We start from the raw sequence: 17,998 nt of genomic DNA on the forward strand, positions 1-17,998 counted from the left end.
CTCGATATGGAGATGGTAGATGGATTTTTCAGGAAGTTCATTCCTGCCCTTGTCAAAAGCGGGGATTTGAATCCCAAATTCGTGGACGATGCTGTGCGGCATGTTTTACGCGTCAAATTTGAGTTAGGGCTTTTTGAACATCCTTACGTGGAGGTCAAACCGGCAGCGGAACGTTGGCGTTTGCCCGGATACAGGGCTCTGGCTCGCCGGATGGCTGTGGAGTCCATGGTTCTTCTTAAAAACAAAGACAATCTTTTGCCTTTGTCTCCCAAGCTCAGGAATATCGCCCTGATCGGTCCTTTGGCTAAGGATAAGAATTCCCTGATCGGCAGTTGGCGCGGTCGTGGAGAGGCCAGGGATGTGACGGATATTGAAGAGGGGCTCCGCCAAATGCTGTCATCTTCTGTCAATCTTCATTATGCCAGGGGGTGCGGCGTGAATGAAGGTTCCGATGAGGAACTTCAGGAAGCTGTGCGGGCCGCGGAGCGATCGGAAGTCATTCTTCTCTGTCTGGGGGAAACCTCCGGTATGAATGGGGAGAATGCCAGCCGTTCGACCATTTCCCTGACTTCTCCTCAACAAAAGTTGTTTGCCCGTCTGGCCGGGTTGAAAAAGCCGATAGTTCTTCTGCTGGCGGCAGGAAGACCAATTTCCCTGCATAATATTGAACCTCAGGTATCATCTATTCTTGTAACATGGCATCCCGGCACGGAAGCCGGACTCGCTGTGGCTGATCTTCTCACCGGCAGGGAAAACCCCTCCGGCAGGCTCGCTATTACTTTCCCGCGTACGGAGGGTCAGATCCCAATGTACTACAATATGCGGAATTGTGCCAGGTCTCACCAGGGCAAGTATCAGGACATTTCCACCGAGCCGATGTATTGGTTCGGAGACGGTATCAGTTACACTGCATTCGAATACGGGCCCCTTGACCTGAGTTCCAGAGAGTTGACATGCAGTACGCCTCTAACTGTGAATATTGACATCAAAAATACTGGATCCAGGGTCGGCAAAGAAACTGTTTTCCTGTATATTCACGATAAAGTGGCTTCAATATCGCAACCGGGGAAACGCCTGATAGCTTTTCAGAAGGTCGAATTACAGGCCGGTGAGTCTAAAACCGTTTCCTTCACCGTAGAGCCTTCGCGGGACTTGAGTTTCGCCAATTCCGACGGATGCCGGGTGCTGGAACCGGGGGAATTTGAAATTATTGTCAAAGACAAAAAGGAAACGATCAACCTGAAGTAGCCTATCAGCAGGAGCCACCAATAAAGGCAGGAAAGATGTAAAGTGCGGCAAATACAACGCATGAAAAATAAAAATGGTGCAGAAAATTCATTTTAGTCCGCCTCGGTGAATTCCAGAGGCGGGTTTGCTTCCTTGGGCTCTGTTGGGAAAGCTCCGGTGTTTTTTCGTCATGGACAGAAAGTTTTTTTGACAAGGCAGAGGCAGAGGAGTAATAAACGCGCAGATGCGTTTCAGCACTGTACAGCCCTTTTTTAGCAAGAACCGTTATTATGGCAACGGCTATTGGTGGCGCGTACCCATGTCCGGACGGGGGAATCCCGAGGTGCAGTAATAGCATTCAGCTATGACCATTTTTCAAGAACTGCTTTGATTCCTCCGAGAGTCAAAGCAGTTTTTTTATTTTCAACTTACATCCATCATCCATGCAAACACCATCCATGATTACTCTCCAACAGCGCAGCCGCCGCCTGAGCGCCGATCTGGAGACTCCTATCAGCCTGTTTCTGAGCCTGACTCAGAATAAAATCCCCGGACTTCTGCTGGAAAGCGCGGAAGTGGACGGCAGATGGGGGCGCTACAGCATCATCGCCTGCGATTACCTGATGACCGTTTCCTGCGTAGACGCCAGGCTTTCCCTTTCCATCGAAGACGACCGCCTGGCATCCCTGAAAGAGCTGGAAGGCATGCCTTACCTGGATGGGCTGCGCGTCCTGATGCAGCGTCTGGAGCTGGTGGGGGACGATATGAGGCAGGCTCCCATCACGAGGGCTTTGTACGGCTATTTCGGGTATGAAACCGCCGCCCTGTTCCAGCCCAGGCTGGCGCAGGCCATTCCTGCCTCTTCCGCAGAGTCCTGCCTGGTGCTGGCCGGCACCGTGATTGTTTTTGACCATTTGTACAATCGCCTTACCCAGCTCAGCCTGGGCGAACACCGTGATTTGTCCCATGCCCCGCTCCATGGGGCAGAGGAACCTTCCATAGGGGAGGTTTCCCGCACGCCGGACCAGGCGGCTTACATGAAGGGGGTGGAGCATATCAAGGAGCTGCTGCATGACGGAGAAGCCATCCAGGTGGTGCTTTCCTCCCAGGCTTCCGCGGAGTTCCACGGAGACGCTTTCATGCTGTACCGCCGCATGCGCAGCATTAATCCGTCCCCATACATGTTTTTCATGCGCCTGCCGGAGGTGACTTTGTTCGGATCTTCACCGGAACTGATGGTGCGCTGCACGGACGGAAAACTTCAGCTTTCCCCCATTGCCGGAACGCGCAGGCGCGGCAGGGATGATGAGGAAGACGCCGCACTGGCCGCCGATCTTCTGAAAGATCCGAAGGAATGTTCGGAACATGTCATGCTAGTGGATCTGGGCCGCAACGACCTGGGTCGTGTCGCCAAGCCCGGTTTCGTGAAGCTGGAACGCCTGATGGAGATTGAACGTTTTTCCCATGTGATGCATATGACTTCCCGCGTGACCGCCCAGGTGAACGACGGGTTGGGCGTCTTGGACATTCTCGGCGCTGCTTTCCCTGCCGGGACGGTTAGCGGGGCCCCCAAGGTGCGCGCCATGGAAATCCTGGCGGAGGAAGAGCCTTTGCCCCGCGGTCCGTATGCCGGATGCATCGGGTGGCTGGGGTTGGACAAAAACGGCGTTCACATGGATTCCGGCATTACCATCCGCAGCATGTGGGTGAAGGATGGGCGCATCCACTGGCAGACGGGAGCCGGCATCGTATACGATTCCGATCCGGCAGCCGAATGGCAGGAGTGCATGAACAAGGGCAAAATTATTGACGTTATTTTGAAAGGAGAAGACCATGTTTCTGTTCATTGATAATTACGATTCTTTTTCGTGGAATCTGGTGCAGGCGTTTTACGCCCTGGGACGCAAGCCCGTGGTGCATGCGAATGACGATCCGCGTATCCTGGAACTGGCGACCAGCCCGGAGCTGGAAGCCGTGTGCATTTCCCCAGGCCCCAGCCATCCGCGCAACGCCGGGCTGTGCCTGGAGTTCCTGAAACGCCTCCCTGCTTCCGTTCCCGTGCTGGGCGTGTGCCTGGGGCACCAGCTCCTGGGCTACTTCGCCGGAGCGGAGGTTTCCCGCGCCCCGTATGTCATGCACGGCAAGAGCTCCGACATCATCCATGACGGCGCGGGGCTGTTTGCCGGACTTCCCAATCCCATGACCGTGGGCCGCTACCATTCCCTGGTGGTCCAGTCCAAGGAGGACGAGCCGAACCCCCGTTTTACCGTTACTTCCCGCGGGCCGGAAGGGGAAGTCATGGCTTTGCGCTACAATGACCGGCCGTGGGTAGGCATTCAGTTTCATCCGGAATCCATCCTGACGCCGGACGGGCTTCAGCTTCTGGGCAACTTCCAGGATAACGTCGTGCCCTCGGGGCAGAAGGAAAAGCGCATCAGCCGCATTCTGGACGCCCTGGCCGCCGGACAGGATCTGACGGCGGATATGGCCGCTGCAGGCTTTGCGGACATCATGGATGGCCGCATGACTCCGGCCCAGGCGGGCTGCTTTCTAATGGGGCTCCGCATGAAAGGGGAAACCCCGCTGGAAATGGCCCACGCCGTGGGCATTGCCCTGGGCCGCGCCAACCGGGTGGAAGGTTTGGAGGGCGACTGCATTGACGTGGTAGGTACGGGCGGGGACGGCCGCAACTCTTTCAATTGCTCCACGGCCACGGCTCTGACGCTGGCCGGAATGGGGTACAGGGTGGTGAAGCACGGCAACCGCGCCGTGTCCTCTTCCTGCGGTTCTGCGGATGCTCTGGAAGGCCTGGGGTTCCCGCTGGACGTAGCTCCGGAGGATGTCCGGCGCCTGTTGGACGAGCGGAACTTCGCTTTCCTGTTCGCGCCTAATTTTCATCCTGCCTTCCGTAATGTAGGCCCCATCCGCCGGGAGCTGGGCATCCGCACCCTGTTCAATCTGCTGGGGCCCCTCATCAACCCGGCGCGCCCCACGCACATCCTGCTGGGTGTGGCCCGTCCGGAACTCGTTGAGCTGCTGGCGGAGACGCTCCGCCAGTCCCACATCCGCAAGGCTGCCGTAGTATATGGCGCCGGGGGATATGACGAGGTGACGCCGCTGGGGCCCACCAAGATGATGATCGTCCACAACGGCAACTTGACGCCCATGTCCCTGGACCCCTCGGATTACGGCATCCAGCCCTGCAATCCGGAGGAACTGGCCGTTCATTCCAAGTCGGAAGCCGTGGATGTGCTGAAGAACATCCTGGCGGGGAAAGGCCCGCGTGCCATGATGGATATGGTGATTCTGAATGTGGGGGTAGCCATGTTCCTGCTGGAGGAGCACATGGATCTGTCCGTCTGCATGGCGAAAGCGCGGGAAGCCGTCTGCGCCGGCATAGGAAGGAGAACGCTTCATGCTGCTTGACCGGTTCCGGGAAGCCAAGGCGGAGGAAATAGCCCTGCTTATGGACATGGCCTCCCGCCGGGAACTGCCGCGCCCGTGGAAGGGGCGCCGGCCGGATTTCCTGAAAGCCATTGCGGAACCGCCGGACGGCCAGCCGGTGGCGGTCATTGCGGAGTTCAAGCAATCCTCTCCGTCGCGCGGCGTCATCGCCTCCGGGCTGAAACCGGAGGAAGTGGCTGAACAGTACGCTGCGTCGGGCGCCTCCTGCATCTCCGTGTTGACGGAAGAACAGTTTTTCGGCGGCCGCATCGGCTATTTGGAACGCATGAGCCGCGCCGGGCTTCCGCTCCTCCGCAAGGATTTCATTTTTCATCAGCTTCAGGTGATGGAGACGGCTTCTACGCCGGCTTCCGCGTTGCTGCTCATTGTGCGTCTGACGCCGGACGCACGGACGCTCCGCGTTCTCAGGGAGCAGGCGGAGGCTTACGGCATGCACGCCGTTGTGGAAGTGTTTGACCCGGCGGACCTGGACATTGCCCGGGAATCCGGCGCGCGCATCATCCAGGTAAATGCCCGCGACCTGGATACCTTGAAAACGGACAGGCAGGCCTGCCTGGACATGGCGAAATTCCGCCGTGAGGGGGAGGTGTGGATCGCGGCCAGCGCCATGAGCGCCGGGGCGCATCTCAGGGAAGCCGCGGAAGCGGGGTTTCAGGCCGTATTGATGGGAACAGCCCTGATGGACGGAGGAAGGCCGGGTGAAAAACTGGCAGCAATTTTAGAAGAAACAATATGAAGAAGCATTCATTTGCAATCAAGGTGTGCGGAATTACCCGCCAGAGCGATTTATCAACCGCCATGGGGATGGGAGCCCATTTCTGCGGCTTCATCTTTCATCCCGGAAGTCCGCGTTACATTGCGCCGCCGCGCGCCGCGGCTTTGGACTCCGCCCTGATCCGCCGCGTGGGCGTTTTCGTGAATCAGAATGCGGAGGAAATCATGGATATCATGAAAACGGCCCGGCTGGAATTCGCCCAGCTCCATGGCGCCCATTCTCTGGACTGCGCGCGCCGCATCGGTCCGGAAAAGGTAATCCGCGTATTGTGGCCGGATCGGTATGAATCTGTGGATGCCCTGCAAAGGGAAATGGAGCTATGGGCGGACAGCTGCGCCTGGTTTCTGCTGGATGCCGGCACCCAGGGCGGCGGCCACGGCGTTTCCCTTGACTGGACCTCCCTGGCGTCTCTGAGTTCCCCCCGGCCCTGGTTTCTGGCGGGCGGCCTTTCTTCCGCCTCCCTGAACAGGGCGCTGGAACAATGCTCTCCGGACGGCATTGACCTGAACTCCGGCGTGGAAGCCATTCCCGGCCAGAAAAGCCCGCAGAAGCTGCTGGCGGCCCTCAAACCCCTCACCCCTTACACTCCTTACCACATCGCATGAAAAAAGAAGGATATTTCGGCAATTTCGGCGGCCGCTTCGTACCGGAAGCGCTGCGTCCCCCGCTCATGGAGCTGGAGGAAGCCATGAACTCCATCATGCCGTCCCGCGAGTACCGGGACGCGCTCCAGGATCTGCTGGTCCATTACGCTGGGCGTGAAACTCCCCTCACGTTCTGTCCCCGCCTTTCGGAAAAACTGGGCTTCCGCCTGTGGCTGAAACGGGAGGACCTGCTGCATACCGGAGCCCACAAAATCAACAACGCCCTTGGCCAGGCCCTTCTGGCCAAAATGATGGGGAAAACGCATCTTATTGCGGAAACCGGGGCGGGGCAGCACGGCGTGGCTACGGCCACGGCGGCGGCCCGGCTTAACATGGACTGCGCCATCTTTATGGGCGCAGAGGATGTAGAACGCCAGTCCATGAACGTCATGCGCATGAAACTGCTGGGAGCTACGGTTTTCCCGATTGAGAGCGGTTCCCGCACGTTGAAGGATGCCATCAACGAGGCTCTTCGCTACTGGATTTCCCATCAGGCGGATACCCTGTATTGTTTCGGTACGGCGGCGGGCCCCCATCCGTTCCCCACATTGGTCAGGCAGCTTCAATCCGTCATTGGGCGAGAGGCCCGCGCCCAGATGCTGGATCGCGCAGGCAGGCTGCCGGATGTGGTGGTGGCATGTGTGGGCGGCGGCTCCAACGCCATCGGCATGCTTCACCCCTTTGTGGAGGATGAAGGCGTCCGCCTGGTGGGGGTCGAGGCGGGAGGCACCGGTGAGCCCGGCTGCTATAACTCCGCCCCCATCAATCTGGGCAGTCCCGGCGTGCTGCACGGCCATGTAACGATGCTTTTACAGGATGAAGACGGGCAAATACAGCCGTCCCATTCCATTTCCGCCGGGCTGGACTATCCCGGGGTAGGCCCGGAACACGCCTATCTGGCGGAAACGGGGCGCGTTCATTACGGTATGATTTGCGACGCCTCCGCTTTAAACGCTTTCCAGACGCTCACCAGGGAGGAAGGCATCATTCCTGCGTTGGAATCCTCCCATGCCGTGGCCTGGGTGCTGGACCATGCGGAGGAATTGCCGCAGGGAGGGGACGTTCTGGTCAATCTCTCCGGCCGCGGAGACAAGGACCTGGGAATCGTCAGGAAATATATCAATCTTTAAGCCGCATCATTTCCATGAACAACATGCAGAAACCACCGTTACAGGAAGCCGTGGAAAGGGCCCATGCCCTTGGCAGACGCGCCGTTATTCCTTTTATCACCGCCGGATTCCCGGACAAGGATTCTTTCTGGACCCACCTGTCCCGCATTGACGAATCCGGCGCGGATATTATTGAAATAGGAGTTCCCTTCTCGGACCCCGTGGCGGACGGCCCGGTTATTGAACAGGCATCCCGGGATGCCCTGGCCCGCGGCGTCAGCCTGAAATGGATTCTGGACGGTCTGAAAGCCCGTAAGGGCTGTTTTGCTGCCAAGCTGGTGCTGATGGGATATGTAAACCCCTTTTACCAGTATGGCCTGGAACAGCTTGCCCGGGATGCGGAGGAGGCTGGCGTCAGCGGTTTCATCGTACCGGATATGCCGCTGGAGGAATCCGGAATGTTCCGGGAAGTTTTCAGCCCCCGTGGCCTGACGCTCGTCACTCTGGTGGCTCCCAATACTTCCGTGGAACGCATGCGGGAATACAAGCCTTATACTTCCGGCTTCGTTTATGTGGTCTCCGTTTTGGGAACCACCGGAGGGAAAGCCAATCTGGAGCAGAGCGTTACGGAAACCATGCGCCGTGCGCGGTCCGTTTTTGATGTGCCGCTGGCGCTGGGCTTCGGTCTTCAGACGCCGGACCAGCTGGAGACGCTGCCGGAAGATGCCCGTCCGGATGCCGCCGTGCTTGGGAGCGCTCTGCTCAGGCATATTGGAGAAGGGAAGGACGCCTGGGAATTTTTGGGAAAATGGACCAGAGGCTGAACCGCGCGTTTCTCCCTGGCTTTTAAGGATAGGCCTGCACAACTTATTGTGCAGGCCTATTTTATTTTATCTGGAAATAGGTTATGAAAATACGGATTCGCAATCCGCTTCGCTTATATTAAGCATATTATTCAACGTTTTCTCGAATAAAATTCCGTCATTCGTCAAAGAATATCGATTATCCTTCCGACAGATTCTGTCGGAGGGAAATACTGATTTCTTTGATCGAATACAATCCTGTTATTCCGAAAACGTTGAATAACTGCTGCATTAACCTGACAGCGGATTGCGAATTCCTTATTTATATTCACAATCATATTCCCCTTGCCGTGTTGTGGGAAAGGGTCTTATTTGTTTCATTAAATACCTAATTATCAAACGTTACATGAAATTACACCTCCCTTTGAATTTGTTGGCTGCCCTGATGACCTCCTTTTCCGGAGTAACGCTTGGCACTGCCACGCTGGCAGGAGTTTCTGGTCTTTTGATGACAGTATCACAGTCTTATGCGGCGGATGTAGCCTTTGACGGAACGCAGGTGAATGTGGCGGCGGGAGGTACGGCCTCCTATGACATTGGTACTGTCACGGCTTCTACCACCTTGAATTTTGCCGGAGCCGGCACGGCCACCATCACCAATTTGAACGGAACGGCCCCGGAAGCCATACTGACGGTAAACCGCGTGGCCAGCGGGGGCGCCAGCCTTTCCACGCTGACGTTGAACGGAGCAGGGACCTTCAACGGAATCATTTCCCTTTATTCCAACACGACGGGAGGATCACAGAATAACATCCTGAATCTCAACCACGCGCAGGCTGCCCAATACGCAACGATCAAGCTGGGCGGCCACGGTTACACGACGGGAGCTTCCGTCCTGAAAGCCGGCGTGAACACTTCCATCAGCAAGCTGGAATACAACAATACCGCGGCTCTGATCACCGGGGAGGGGACTACGCTGACCATCACGGGGAATTCTTCCTCCTACGGCGGCAGTTTCGGCGGGACCGTGACAGTGGACTATACGGGGGGAGGGACCTTCACCCTGGGCAATTCCAACAATGGTACGGCGCTTACTCCCGCGTCCTCTCCTGATGCCACTCTTAAAATCAGCAGCGGCACTCTTTCCCTGTTTTCCGGCAATGTCACCTGGTCCCAGAAACTGGTGATGGGTGACGGCACCACGCTGAACGTACAGGACGGTCCTTCCGTGGCGGGGTATGCCGGCTATAACGCCACTTCCGTCAATAGCGGCGGTTTTAACTTTTCCGGAGCGACGACGTTCGGCAGCGGCGTCAATCTGACTTCCAGCTGGGGCAAGAACGTGAAGTTTTCCGGTGTTCTTACCGCGGCAAGCGGTTTCTCCATCAGCGGCGGCGCGAATGAATATACCTATTACAACCTGCTCAATGCCTCCAATGAAATTGGAGGGACGATTGCCGTTACGCGTAACTTCACCTCCCTGGGAATTAGTTCTTCCGGTTCCCTTGGCAATGCTGCCGTAACCACTTCCACTGGTTCCCAGTATGTGACGTATTATGGTACTGCGGGAGAAACGGCGGATGTTATTGGCAACTCCATCACCGGAGCCGGCAACTTTGTTGCCCAGTCGGGATGGGTGCATCTTTCCGAGAACGTAGCGCTTACGGGAACCTATACCGTCAATTCCGGCGCCGTTCTCTCCAAGGTCGGCTCTATCAACGCCGCTCTTGCCGGGGGCAGACTGGATGCGGGGGCCGGAACCATGACCGTGGCGGGGCTGTCGGGAAACGGCGTCCTTTCCGCTTCTGCGGGCACCATGCATTTCCAGGACGCCTTCACGGTAGGGGAAACGATGGGCATCCTTGCCAACGGTTCCGGGGAGATCACGGGCAATGTGACGGTGGATGGAGGCCGCCTGTATTATACTTCCATGGACAATGTAGGCAGCGTGCTGCAGAACGTGACGCTGACTTCCGGCCTCATTGATTTCTCCGGTTTTCAGGAATTCCAGGACCTGTTCGGTTCTGAAGCCCTGGTGAACACCTCCTATAACCTGGGCGTTGATCTGGGGTCTGGCTTCACTCTGGCGGATGTTGACGAATCCCTGTACACAATCAGTACTGTGGACGGAAAAACAGTCATCACTTTTACGGCTTCCGGCGCCAGTGAGACCGTATGGGATTCTGCCTGGGGTCTGGAAGAGGCTCCCTCTTCCGCTATCGGCATATTGGCGAACCAGCAGGATCTGTCCCTCTACGGCATCCGGCCTTCTTCCATGCAGGAGGGATTCGGGTCCGTGAATGCCGTCACCGGAACGGGAGACCTGACGGAAGTGACGCTGGCCGGCGGCTACTACAATACAGCCGACAATGCCACGGCTACGCAAATCACCACCGGCATCTGGACGGATGTGCTGGGGGGCAATTACAAGCTGATTATCGGCGGCAGCTATGCCAACAACTGGAGAGGTTCCGGGAAGTGGGACATTACGGGGGACGTCCATACTCAGATTCAGGGGGACACCTCCGTCAACTGGATAGTGGGCGGCAATTACAAGGACGGCCAGGCGGCAGGCATTACGGGAGACGTTTACGTATCTGTGGACGGGAATGCCGTGATCAAGGGCAGTTTGATAGGCGGCGGCACAGCCGCCCATAATTCCGTAAACAACCTTGACGGCAGCACGCACGTCGTCGTGCGCAACATGCAAAGCGTCACGGACGAAACCATTTCGCTCAACTCCGTCGTCCGGGGCTTCATCATCGGCGGCAGCGCTTATGAAGCCAATTCCGCGTCCTGCGCCGCCATTACCGGAAGCACCAATGTGACGATTGATTTGGGAGAGGCATCCGGCAATTTTGTCAAGAGCATCGTGGGCGGTTCCTATTCGGGCGGTTCCGGGGCATATACGATAGGAGGCGATTCCAACGTCAGCATCACCGCTGCCAGTGACGCCGTCTTTACCGGGGCTGTTTACGGCGGCGGGTACAGTTCTTCAGGAACATCCACCGTCAGCGGCAATTCCAGCCTGACGCTGGATGGGGGCGCTTATGCGGGCGCTCTTTATGCGGGCGGCGGGGGAACAGGATCCTCCGTAAACGGGGACGCTACCCTTACCGTCAAGAAAGCAGTATTCCGTAGGGGCAGCACGCTGAATGCATCAGGAGGCACGGTAAGGGGCACCTCCTCCCTGCTTTTGGGCGGTTACGGAAATACGGCGGATCATGCCATTTCCTTTTCCAATACGGTTATTACCGGTTTTGACATCGTGACCATGTTCCAGGATTCCTTCTTTACGGGGAACCTGAACATGGACGGTTCCAGCGTGCTGGCGCTGGCGGGCGGCGCCGGAACGGGAATCAGCGTGGACGGTACGTTCGCTCTTTCCGCTGAAGGAGAATTGAGCCTGGATCTTTCCGAATTCGGCTCCCTGACAGACGGCATGTCCGTCCTTTCAACTACAGGCCTGTCCAATATATCTTCCATTAAGGTTTCCTTTGCTGACGGCGTGGCGGGAACCGTCACCGTTTCCGAAAACGGCAAAGACCTTGTTTATACGGCGGGAACCCTCCTCTTGTGGGCGGGCGGTGAAAGCGGAACCTGGAGCGCGGAAAACGTCTGGACGGATGGCGACGCCCCCGCCTCGTATGAGGACGGTCTGGCGGTTTCCTTTGCAGACCAGGCCGGAGTCTCTAACTCTGTTGTACAGCTGGATTCCGAGGTTTCGCCAAGCTCCATGCTTGTCCGCAACTCCACCACCCGTTATGAATTGACGGGGACGGGAGAAATAGCCGGTACGGCCATTACCAAGGAAGGAACGGGAACGTTGGTTCTCGGAACCTCTTCCATACTCGGCGAGGGTACTACTGTAGCCGTGTCGCAGGGCGTTCTGGCATTTGGTTATGATACGGCCCTGCCTGGCACGGGGGTAACCTGGGAGGCCGGTTCTTTCCTGGGAGCGGCCAATGGAGCGACGGTGACGGTGGATTTGGGAGCCGTCGCCAACCCGGTATTCTCCCTTTCTCCGGATGCCGGTTCATCGATTGCTCTGGCAACTCCGTCCGACATCGTTTTCGGCAATGCCATCATTGGGGAAGGAACTGTCCGGAAAACCGGCACGGGCTTGTTGAAACTGACGGGGAGCAACTCCGGCCACATCGTGGTGCAGGAGGGGGATGTCCAGGTGGGGAACGGAACCGCGCCCATCCGCTGGGGAGGCGCCGGTTCTTCCGTCACGCTGGAGAACGGCACGTCCCTGATTATTGCCGGCAACAGTTCGGGAAATTCCCACCACACCATTGGTTCCGATTTGATTTTAGGAACAAACGCGTCTGATGCCGTTTCCCTGAAATGGGTGGATGCTTCCCAGGCAAACGCCACCAATTATCAGCATGACTTTACGGGAACCGTTACTGTCAACGGGGCGGTCTCCCTGGTGGGCAGGGAAAACTGGGCCAAGGAAATGGGCTTCACCGGGACGCTCACCGGAGCCGGTTCCCTGACGTACAGCCGCGGAGCGGGCGACGGCAGGTACAATGCCAACGGCAAACTCATCATCAGCGGAGACGCTTCCGGATTTACCGGAATGATCACCATGAATGCCTCAAACGGCTACAGCGCCGGGCTGGATCTGCGCACTTCCGTTTCTCAGGGGGGCGTTACTCTGACATCCGGAACGGACACTACCGGATTTGCCTTCATGCGCGTGCTGGGGGATGTTGAGATTGCCTCTCTGGACGGAACGGCGAATTCCCAGGTGGGAGCCGTAGGCGGCGCGCGTACGCTGACGGTGGGATCCGGCACGTACAACGGCACGCTCACAGACCGCGGTATTGTTCTCTCGTACGGGGCCACTTCCATTGCGTATGACGAATCCGGCGTTTTGTCCCTGACCAAAGTCGGCGATGAGACGCTGACGCTGGGAGGAACGGTCAGCTACACGGGGCTGACGGATATTCAGGGGGGAACGCTCGCCCTTACTGCCTCAGGGGCTACTTCCCTGAGGAACATCACGATGGCGGCCAATACGCGGATGACGACTGCGGGCGCTTTAAACCTGGCTGCCAACGCCGCGCTGACGCTGGATATCAGCTCCTCGCTCGGAGTGGGTGGGGCTTTCGGCTCCGGAACGTTCAACCTTACGCTGAACGGGCTTGAAGGCATTACGGAAGCCGGGGAATATACCCTGATTTCCGCCGCCAGCGGTCTTGATTCCGCCAGCGCCGTCTTTAACTGGGCCGGGTATGTCGGAGACGAAACGCTGATTTACGAACTGCAGCAGACCAATACCGCCCTTAAGCTGGTAGTGACTTCCGCCGGGGACGTGTGGATCTGGCAGGGAACGGAAGGCGTGAACTGGAGCGATACGAACACGGGCGCCATGTGGGGCATTGAAGGCTCCGCGGAAACGGCTGCCGGGAAGGATCTGATCTTCAACACGGCCGGAGCAGGAACCGTCACCCTGTCCGGGGCTGTGAATCCGGCCTCCATCACGGTCAACAACGCCGCCGGCAGCGACTATGTCTTCGTTTCCGACGGCTCCGGAAAAATCGCCCAGGGAACGCTGACCAAGCGCGGCGAAGGGAAGTTGACCCTTAATTTGGACAACACGGGCTGGAACGGGGATATTTCCGTCCAGCAGGGCGAACTGGTGGCTCAGGTCGCCAACTCCCTGGGGTCCGGCGCCATTACCGTTACGGACGGCATGCTCACGCTGGCTACTGCGGAAGTTCAGCCGGGAATGGGCATGATCAACCTGCAGGGCGGCAGCCTCAATCTGGCTTCCGGTTCTTTTGCCACGGCGTTTACCGCAGACAACATGGCCTGGACGGGCGGTTCCATGATACTGGGCGGGGAGGTGACCGCCACCGTCGCCAAGGCTCTGGCCAATGGGAAAACCGTGGAACTGGCGGACGGTTCCGTACTGACGGTCAGCGGGGCTAATGACAACTCGGCGCTGAACCTGAATGCCTCCGGCACTGGTACCGTTTCCGTGGGCCTGGGAACCAGCTATGGGGCCAATGTTCTGAACATGAGTACGGAATTTCAGGGAACCCTGTCCGTGACGTCCGGCTATTTCCAGTTGAATAACGTAACGATGGGTGCGGACGGCACGCTGAAACTGGCGGATTCCAACGTCCGTACGGAATGGAACGGAACAGCCGGAGGAACGTTTGCCAATGACGTTGTCTTTACGGGCAACCAGGTCTTTGCCACCAAGGATTTCACCTTCAGCGGCGATTTGAGCGGAACGGCGTTCTCCACCCAGGGCGCGGGCAATATTACCTTGGCGGGCGGCGTCAACCTGGACGGTCAGCTCAAGGTGCACCGCGGCACGGTTACCGTGAATTCCGCCAATGTGGCCAAACTGGGGGACAGCATTGACATTCAGAACAACTCCACGCTGGCCTTTGCCCGCGATTTCTCCTACGGAGGCGTCATCAGCGGCACGGCCGGCAGCACGGTATCCGTAAACGCCGGAACGCTGGAACTCACTGGAGCGAACACCTTCCAGGGCGCACTCTCCATTGCGGGCGGCGCTACGGCGCGTCTGGGTGACGGGAGCGCCTGGGCCGGGTCCCTCTCCGGAGACGGCTCCCTGGTCATCGATACTGCCGGAGAGATAACGCTGGCGGCCGGCAACACCGGGTTCACCGGTTCCACTACCCTCGCGGGAACGGGCACCGTTACTTTGGGAGGGGCTGACTCCCTGGGGTCCGGGCGGGTCACCGTCAACGACGGCGTTCTTGATCTGGCTTCCCTGGATGCGGCCAACGTCATTCTGATTACGAAGGGCAGCTTGGAAAACGCGGAAGCCAAAACCGCCGGGAATGTGGAAGTAGCCGCTTCCGCCGGAACGCAGGGAGACCTGAATACGATCAACCTGGGCGGTTTGTCCGGTTCCATGGTCGGCTCCATCGTCATGGAGGATTACTCCCGGCTTACAGGCGTTTCCGGGGCTCTGGACATGACGGGCAAGACGGTGACGCTGAAGCTGGATTCCGGCAGCCTTACCGCGGGCGGAACAACCGGACAGGGCGTCATTGATGCGGACAGCCTGACGCTCTCCGCCGCCGACATAACCATCAACCTTAGCAACCAGGGCGTTCTGGACCTGCTCGCCGCCAACCGGGATTCCGTTAACGGCGTAGGGCTTGTACTGACAACGGGAACCCTTGCTGTGGACAATTTCAAGCAAATCGGATTCTCTCCTCTTCTGACTTCTCTCGGTTATACCGTGACGGAAGTCCTGGGTGCGAACGGGACGCTGATGGTCAGCGGCAATACGGATCTTGTCTATCTGGTGGACACCACCCCCGATTCAGACGACCCCAATATCGGCGATTACGCCGCTCTGGATCCCTACAAGTCCGTCGGTATTAATGGCACCACGCTTCATGTGAGCCTGAACGGGGCGCCGGAAGCCTCCCGGAACGGAGACGGCCTGAAAGTCAGCAATCTGGTCGGCAGCGACGGTGCGCTGGTGGTGACGAATACGGCGGATGATGCGGCCACCAACCACGTCGTGGTGGATCTGGTTCAGGACGTTGACGCCGGCAGCAACAGCTACGGCGGAACCATCAGCGGGGACCATGTGGATTTTGTCAAAAAAGGCGCGGAAACCCTCACCGTGGAGGGCAACTTCACCGGAAATGATTCCAGGCTCACTTCCTCGGAAGGGAACATCGTCCTGAACGGCGCCGGCAATAGCCTTACTGAGCTGGAACTCGCGGGCGGAGACATAACGCTGGGCGGCCGTGATGACGGCGCGTCCCGCATAACTACGGTGGAAACACTGGCTTCCGGCGCGGAGGGGGGAACTCTCGACCTGGGTAACGGAACCCAGATGGTTCTTACCGGCCAGCAGGCCGGTAGCCATGTCACGGAGGTGACTATCTCCGGGGACGGTACGCTGACCCTGGGCGGCACGGGCACGGACTCCTCCCTGACATTGGGCAACGGCTCTTCCCTGAATGGTGTTCTGCTGGACATCCGTGAAGGTTCCGCCCTGTCCGCGGCAACCGGTTCCGTGAATACCGTTTCCGGATTGGCGGGCGGCGGAGCCCTGAAGCTGAGCGGCGCGGAAATGACGATCAACTCCTCCGCCTCCCATACCTTTACCGGTACGCTGGACGGGGCATCCGGAACGCTCAACGTCAAATCCGGCAACGGAAGCGTCCAGACTCTCAAGGGTGCGGGCAATGCGGGTTATCTCCTGAATGTGAGTGACGGCGGCGTCCTGACCCTGGCCGGAGCGGCAGGGGAGGGCGGCAATCCCGCCCAGGCTTCCTATCATGGGATTACCGTGAACGGCGGCACGCTCAATATCGGCAGTGCGGACGATCCTAAAACCCAGCTGACGCTTGGCTCGGACGGCCTGAGCGTAACGGGGGACAGCACGGTTGCCATTACCACTTCCGCCACCACGGTGGACGGCCTGGGCAATCCTTTCGTTACTTCCAGCGGCAACATTACGCTGGGAGACGGGACGGGAGAAGTCACGCTGGTCATGAACAACCTGGATACCCTGGTTTCCGGGAGCGCGGAAACGCTGAATATGGAATTGTTCAAGACGACGGACGGCGCGCTGGTGTCCCTGGGCGGCAACGTCACCCTTCAGGACATGATTCTTGGCTCCATGTATGAAAATCTGGAGCTGGCCACCAATGACAGCATGACGGCCATCATCCTCACCGGCACGGCGCGCACGGAAAACATTTTCCGTAACTCGTCCCTGACGCGGAATGCCTCCACGGGAGCGGACATCCTCTGGAATTCCCGCTACCACATGGAGGAGGGCACTGTTTTGCGCGATTTCTACACCTCTGTTCTTCTTTCCCAGAACTCTGGCGACTATTCCGGGGCCGCCCGCAAACTGGCCGCCGCCGCCGGCAGCACGGTCACCAGCCTGGGCATCGCCCAGCGCGACTCCCTGCGTGACCAGATGGGCTGGATACGCAACCGCGTGGCGCAGATGGGCGTTAATCCCGCATACGTTCATGAGGACATGCCCTACTTCCATATGTGGATGCAGGGGACAGGGTCCTATGCCAAGCTGGATACCAAGGGCGATGAAAGCGGCTACGAACTTACTACCTGGGGCGGCACGGTAGGCATGGACGTGGATATCAACGCCCGCTTTACGGCGGGAGCGGCGTTTACGGCCAATTACGGAAGCCTGACAGCCAATGCTGCGGATACGGCGGATGGAGACCTGGACAGTTACTATGTCAATTTGTTCGTCCGCTACCAGTCCCGCAAATGGTCCCATCTGCTGATCCTGACGGGCGGCTGGAATGATGCCGCGCTGACGCGCACGGTGAACTATGGTACGGGTTCTTACCAGGCCCACGGCAGTACGACGGGGGCCGGTTTCGGAGCCATGTACGAATTGGCGTATGACATCGCTCTCAATGAAGACAGGAGCGTGATTCTCCAGCCTTTATTCAACGCTTCCATTGTGACGACCCGCATGGACGGTTATCAGGAAAGCGGCTCTGCCGGAAATGCCGGATTGAGGGTGGAAGACCAGGAACTGACCACGGCGGCAGTCGCTGTGGGCGCCCGTCTTTCCGGCCTCATGGGGTCCAACATCTTCGGGCGTGAAGCGCTGGGAGAGGTACGGGTGAACGTTTCCCAGGATATGGGAGACCGCCGCGGACAGGCCAATGTGGGCTTCCTGGCGGATCCTTCCTATACGCGTCCGGTATATGGCGCCAAGGTTGGAAGCACGGCCTTCCAGATTGGTGCGGGGCTGAGCGTTCCCGTGGGCACCAAGGGCGTCATTTTCGTGGACGGCAACGCGGATGTCCGCAGCGGTTCCAGCTCCATCAACGGGAGCGTCGGCTACCGCTACAACTTCTAAAGGAAAAACGTTGGCAATCGAAAAGCCGCTGCGGATGATTCCGCAGCGGCTTTTTTATAAACAGGAGGGATTTTGAGGATAACTTCAAGCTTGAGTTTTTGGCCCTGATG

General features: G+C 58.3%; 8 protein-coding genes. All 8 read left to right on the forward strand.

From position 1 onward, the window contains the following. The first annotated feature begins 6 nt into the window (after window positions 1-6). The 8 genes from O4G22_RS07745 (at window position 7) to O4G22_RS07780 (ending at window position 17,888) form a co-directional block, all read left to right on the forward strand. The gene (locus O4G22_RS07745) at window positions 7-1,248 is read left to right on the forward strand and encodes a glycoside hydrolase family 3 C-terminal domain-containing protein (protein ID WP_306713847.1); all 1,242 of its coding nucleotides are present in this window, start codon (window positions 7-9) and stop codon (window positions 1,246-1,248) included. Window positions 1,249-1,670: 422 nt separating this feature from the next. Further along, window positions 1,671-3,077, forward strand: coding sequence for an anthranilate synthase component I family protein (locus O4G22_RS07750; protein ID WP_306701448.1), 1,407 nt, complete (start codon window positions 1,671-1,673; stop codon window positions 3,075-3,077). After that, window positions 3,061-4,653: an anthranilate phosphoribosyltransferase gene (trpD, locus tag O4G22_RS07755; RefSeq protein ID WP_306701450.1), complete on the forward strand. Its 1,593-nt coding sequence runs from the start codon at window positions 3,061-3,063 to the stop codon at window positions 4,651-4,653. Before O4G22_RS07750 ends, trpD begins: the two co-directional genes overlap by 17 nt. Continuing rightward, window positions 4,643-5,428 (forward strand): indole-3-glycerol phosphate synthase TrpC, encoded by a 786-nt coding sequence (locus O4G22_RS07760; RefSeq protein ID WP_287162038.1) that lies wholly within the window; start codon window positions 4,643-4,645, stop codon window positions 5,426-5,428. Before trpD ends, O4G22_RS07760 begins: the two co-directional genes overlap by 11 nt. Next, a complete protein-coding gene (locus O4G22_RS07765; RefSeq protein WP_022197482.1) occupies window positions 5,425-6,072 on the forward strand; it encodes a phosphoribosylanthranilate isomerase in 648 nt (215 codons plus the stop codon). Before O4G22_RS07760 ends, O4G22_RS07765 begins: the two co-directional genes overlap by 4 nt. Further along, window positions 6,069-7,241, forward strand: coding sequence for a tryptophan synthase subunit beta (trpB, locus tag O4G22_RS07770; RefSeq protein ID WP_306701451.1), 1,173 nt, complete (start codon window positions 6,069-6,071; stop codon window positions 7,239-7,241). The genes O4G22_RS07765 and trpB overlap by 4 nt, the downstream gene beginning before the upstream one ends. Window positions 7,242-7,264: 23 nt before the next feature. Beyond that, window positions 7,265-8,044 (forward strand): tryptophan synthase subunit alpha, encoded by a 780-nt coding sequence (trpA, locus tag O4G22_RS07775; protein ID WP_306701452.1) that lies wholly within the window; start codon window positions 7,265-7,267, stop codon window positions 8,042-8,044. A gap of 385 nt (window positions 8,045-8,429) precedes the next feature. Then, window positions 8,430-17,888 (forward strand): autotransporter-associated beta strand repeat-containing protein, encoded by a 9,459-nt coding sequence (locus O4G22_RS07780; protein WP_306713848.1) that lies wholly within the window; start codon window positions 8,430-8,432, stop codon window positions 17,886-17,888. Window positions 17,889-17,998 lie beyond the last annotated feature (110 nt).

This window comes from Akkermansia muciniphila (assembly GCF_030848305.1).
GTDB classification, from domain to species: Bacteria; Verrucomicrobiota; Verrucomicrobiia; order Verrucomicrobiales; family Akkermansiaceae; genus Akkermansia; species Akkermansia muciniphila_A.

Bases quoted from the DNA above. Each gene is read 5' to 3' on its own strand.
- O4G22_RS07745 (WP_306713847.1), top strand. From the start codon at position 7: ATGGAGATGGTAGATGGATTTTTCAGGAAGTTCATTCCTGCCCTTGTC.
- O4G22_RS07750 (WP_306701448.1), top strand. From the start codon at position 1,671: ATGCAAACACCATCCATGATTACTCTCCAACAGCGCAGCCGCCGCCTG.
- trpD (WP_306701450.1), top strand. From the start codon at position 3,061: ATGTTTCTGTTCATTGATAATTACGATTCTTTTTCGTGGAATCTGGTG.
- O4G22_RS07760 (WP_287162038.1), top strand. From the start codon at position 4,643: ATGCTGCTTGACCGGTTCCGGGAAGCCAAGGCGGAGGAAATAGCCCTG.
- O4G22_RS07765 (WP_022197482.1), top strand. From the start codon at position 5,425: ATGAAGAAGCATTCATTTGCAATCAAGGTGTGCGGAATTACCCGCCAG.
- trpB (WP_306701451.1), top strand. From the start codon at position 6,069: ATGAAAAAAGAAGGATATTTCGGCAATTTCGGCGGCCGCTTCGTACCG.
- trpA (WP_306701452.1), top strand. From the start codon at position 7,265: ATGCAGAAACCACCGTTACAGGAAGCCGTGGAAAGGGCCCATGCCCTT.
- O4G22_RS07780 (WP_306713848.1), top strand. From the start codon at position 8,430: ATGAAATTACACCTCCCTTTGAATTTGTTGGCTGCCCTGATGACCTCC.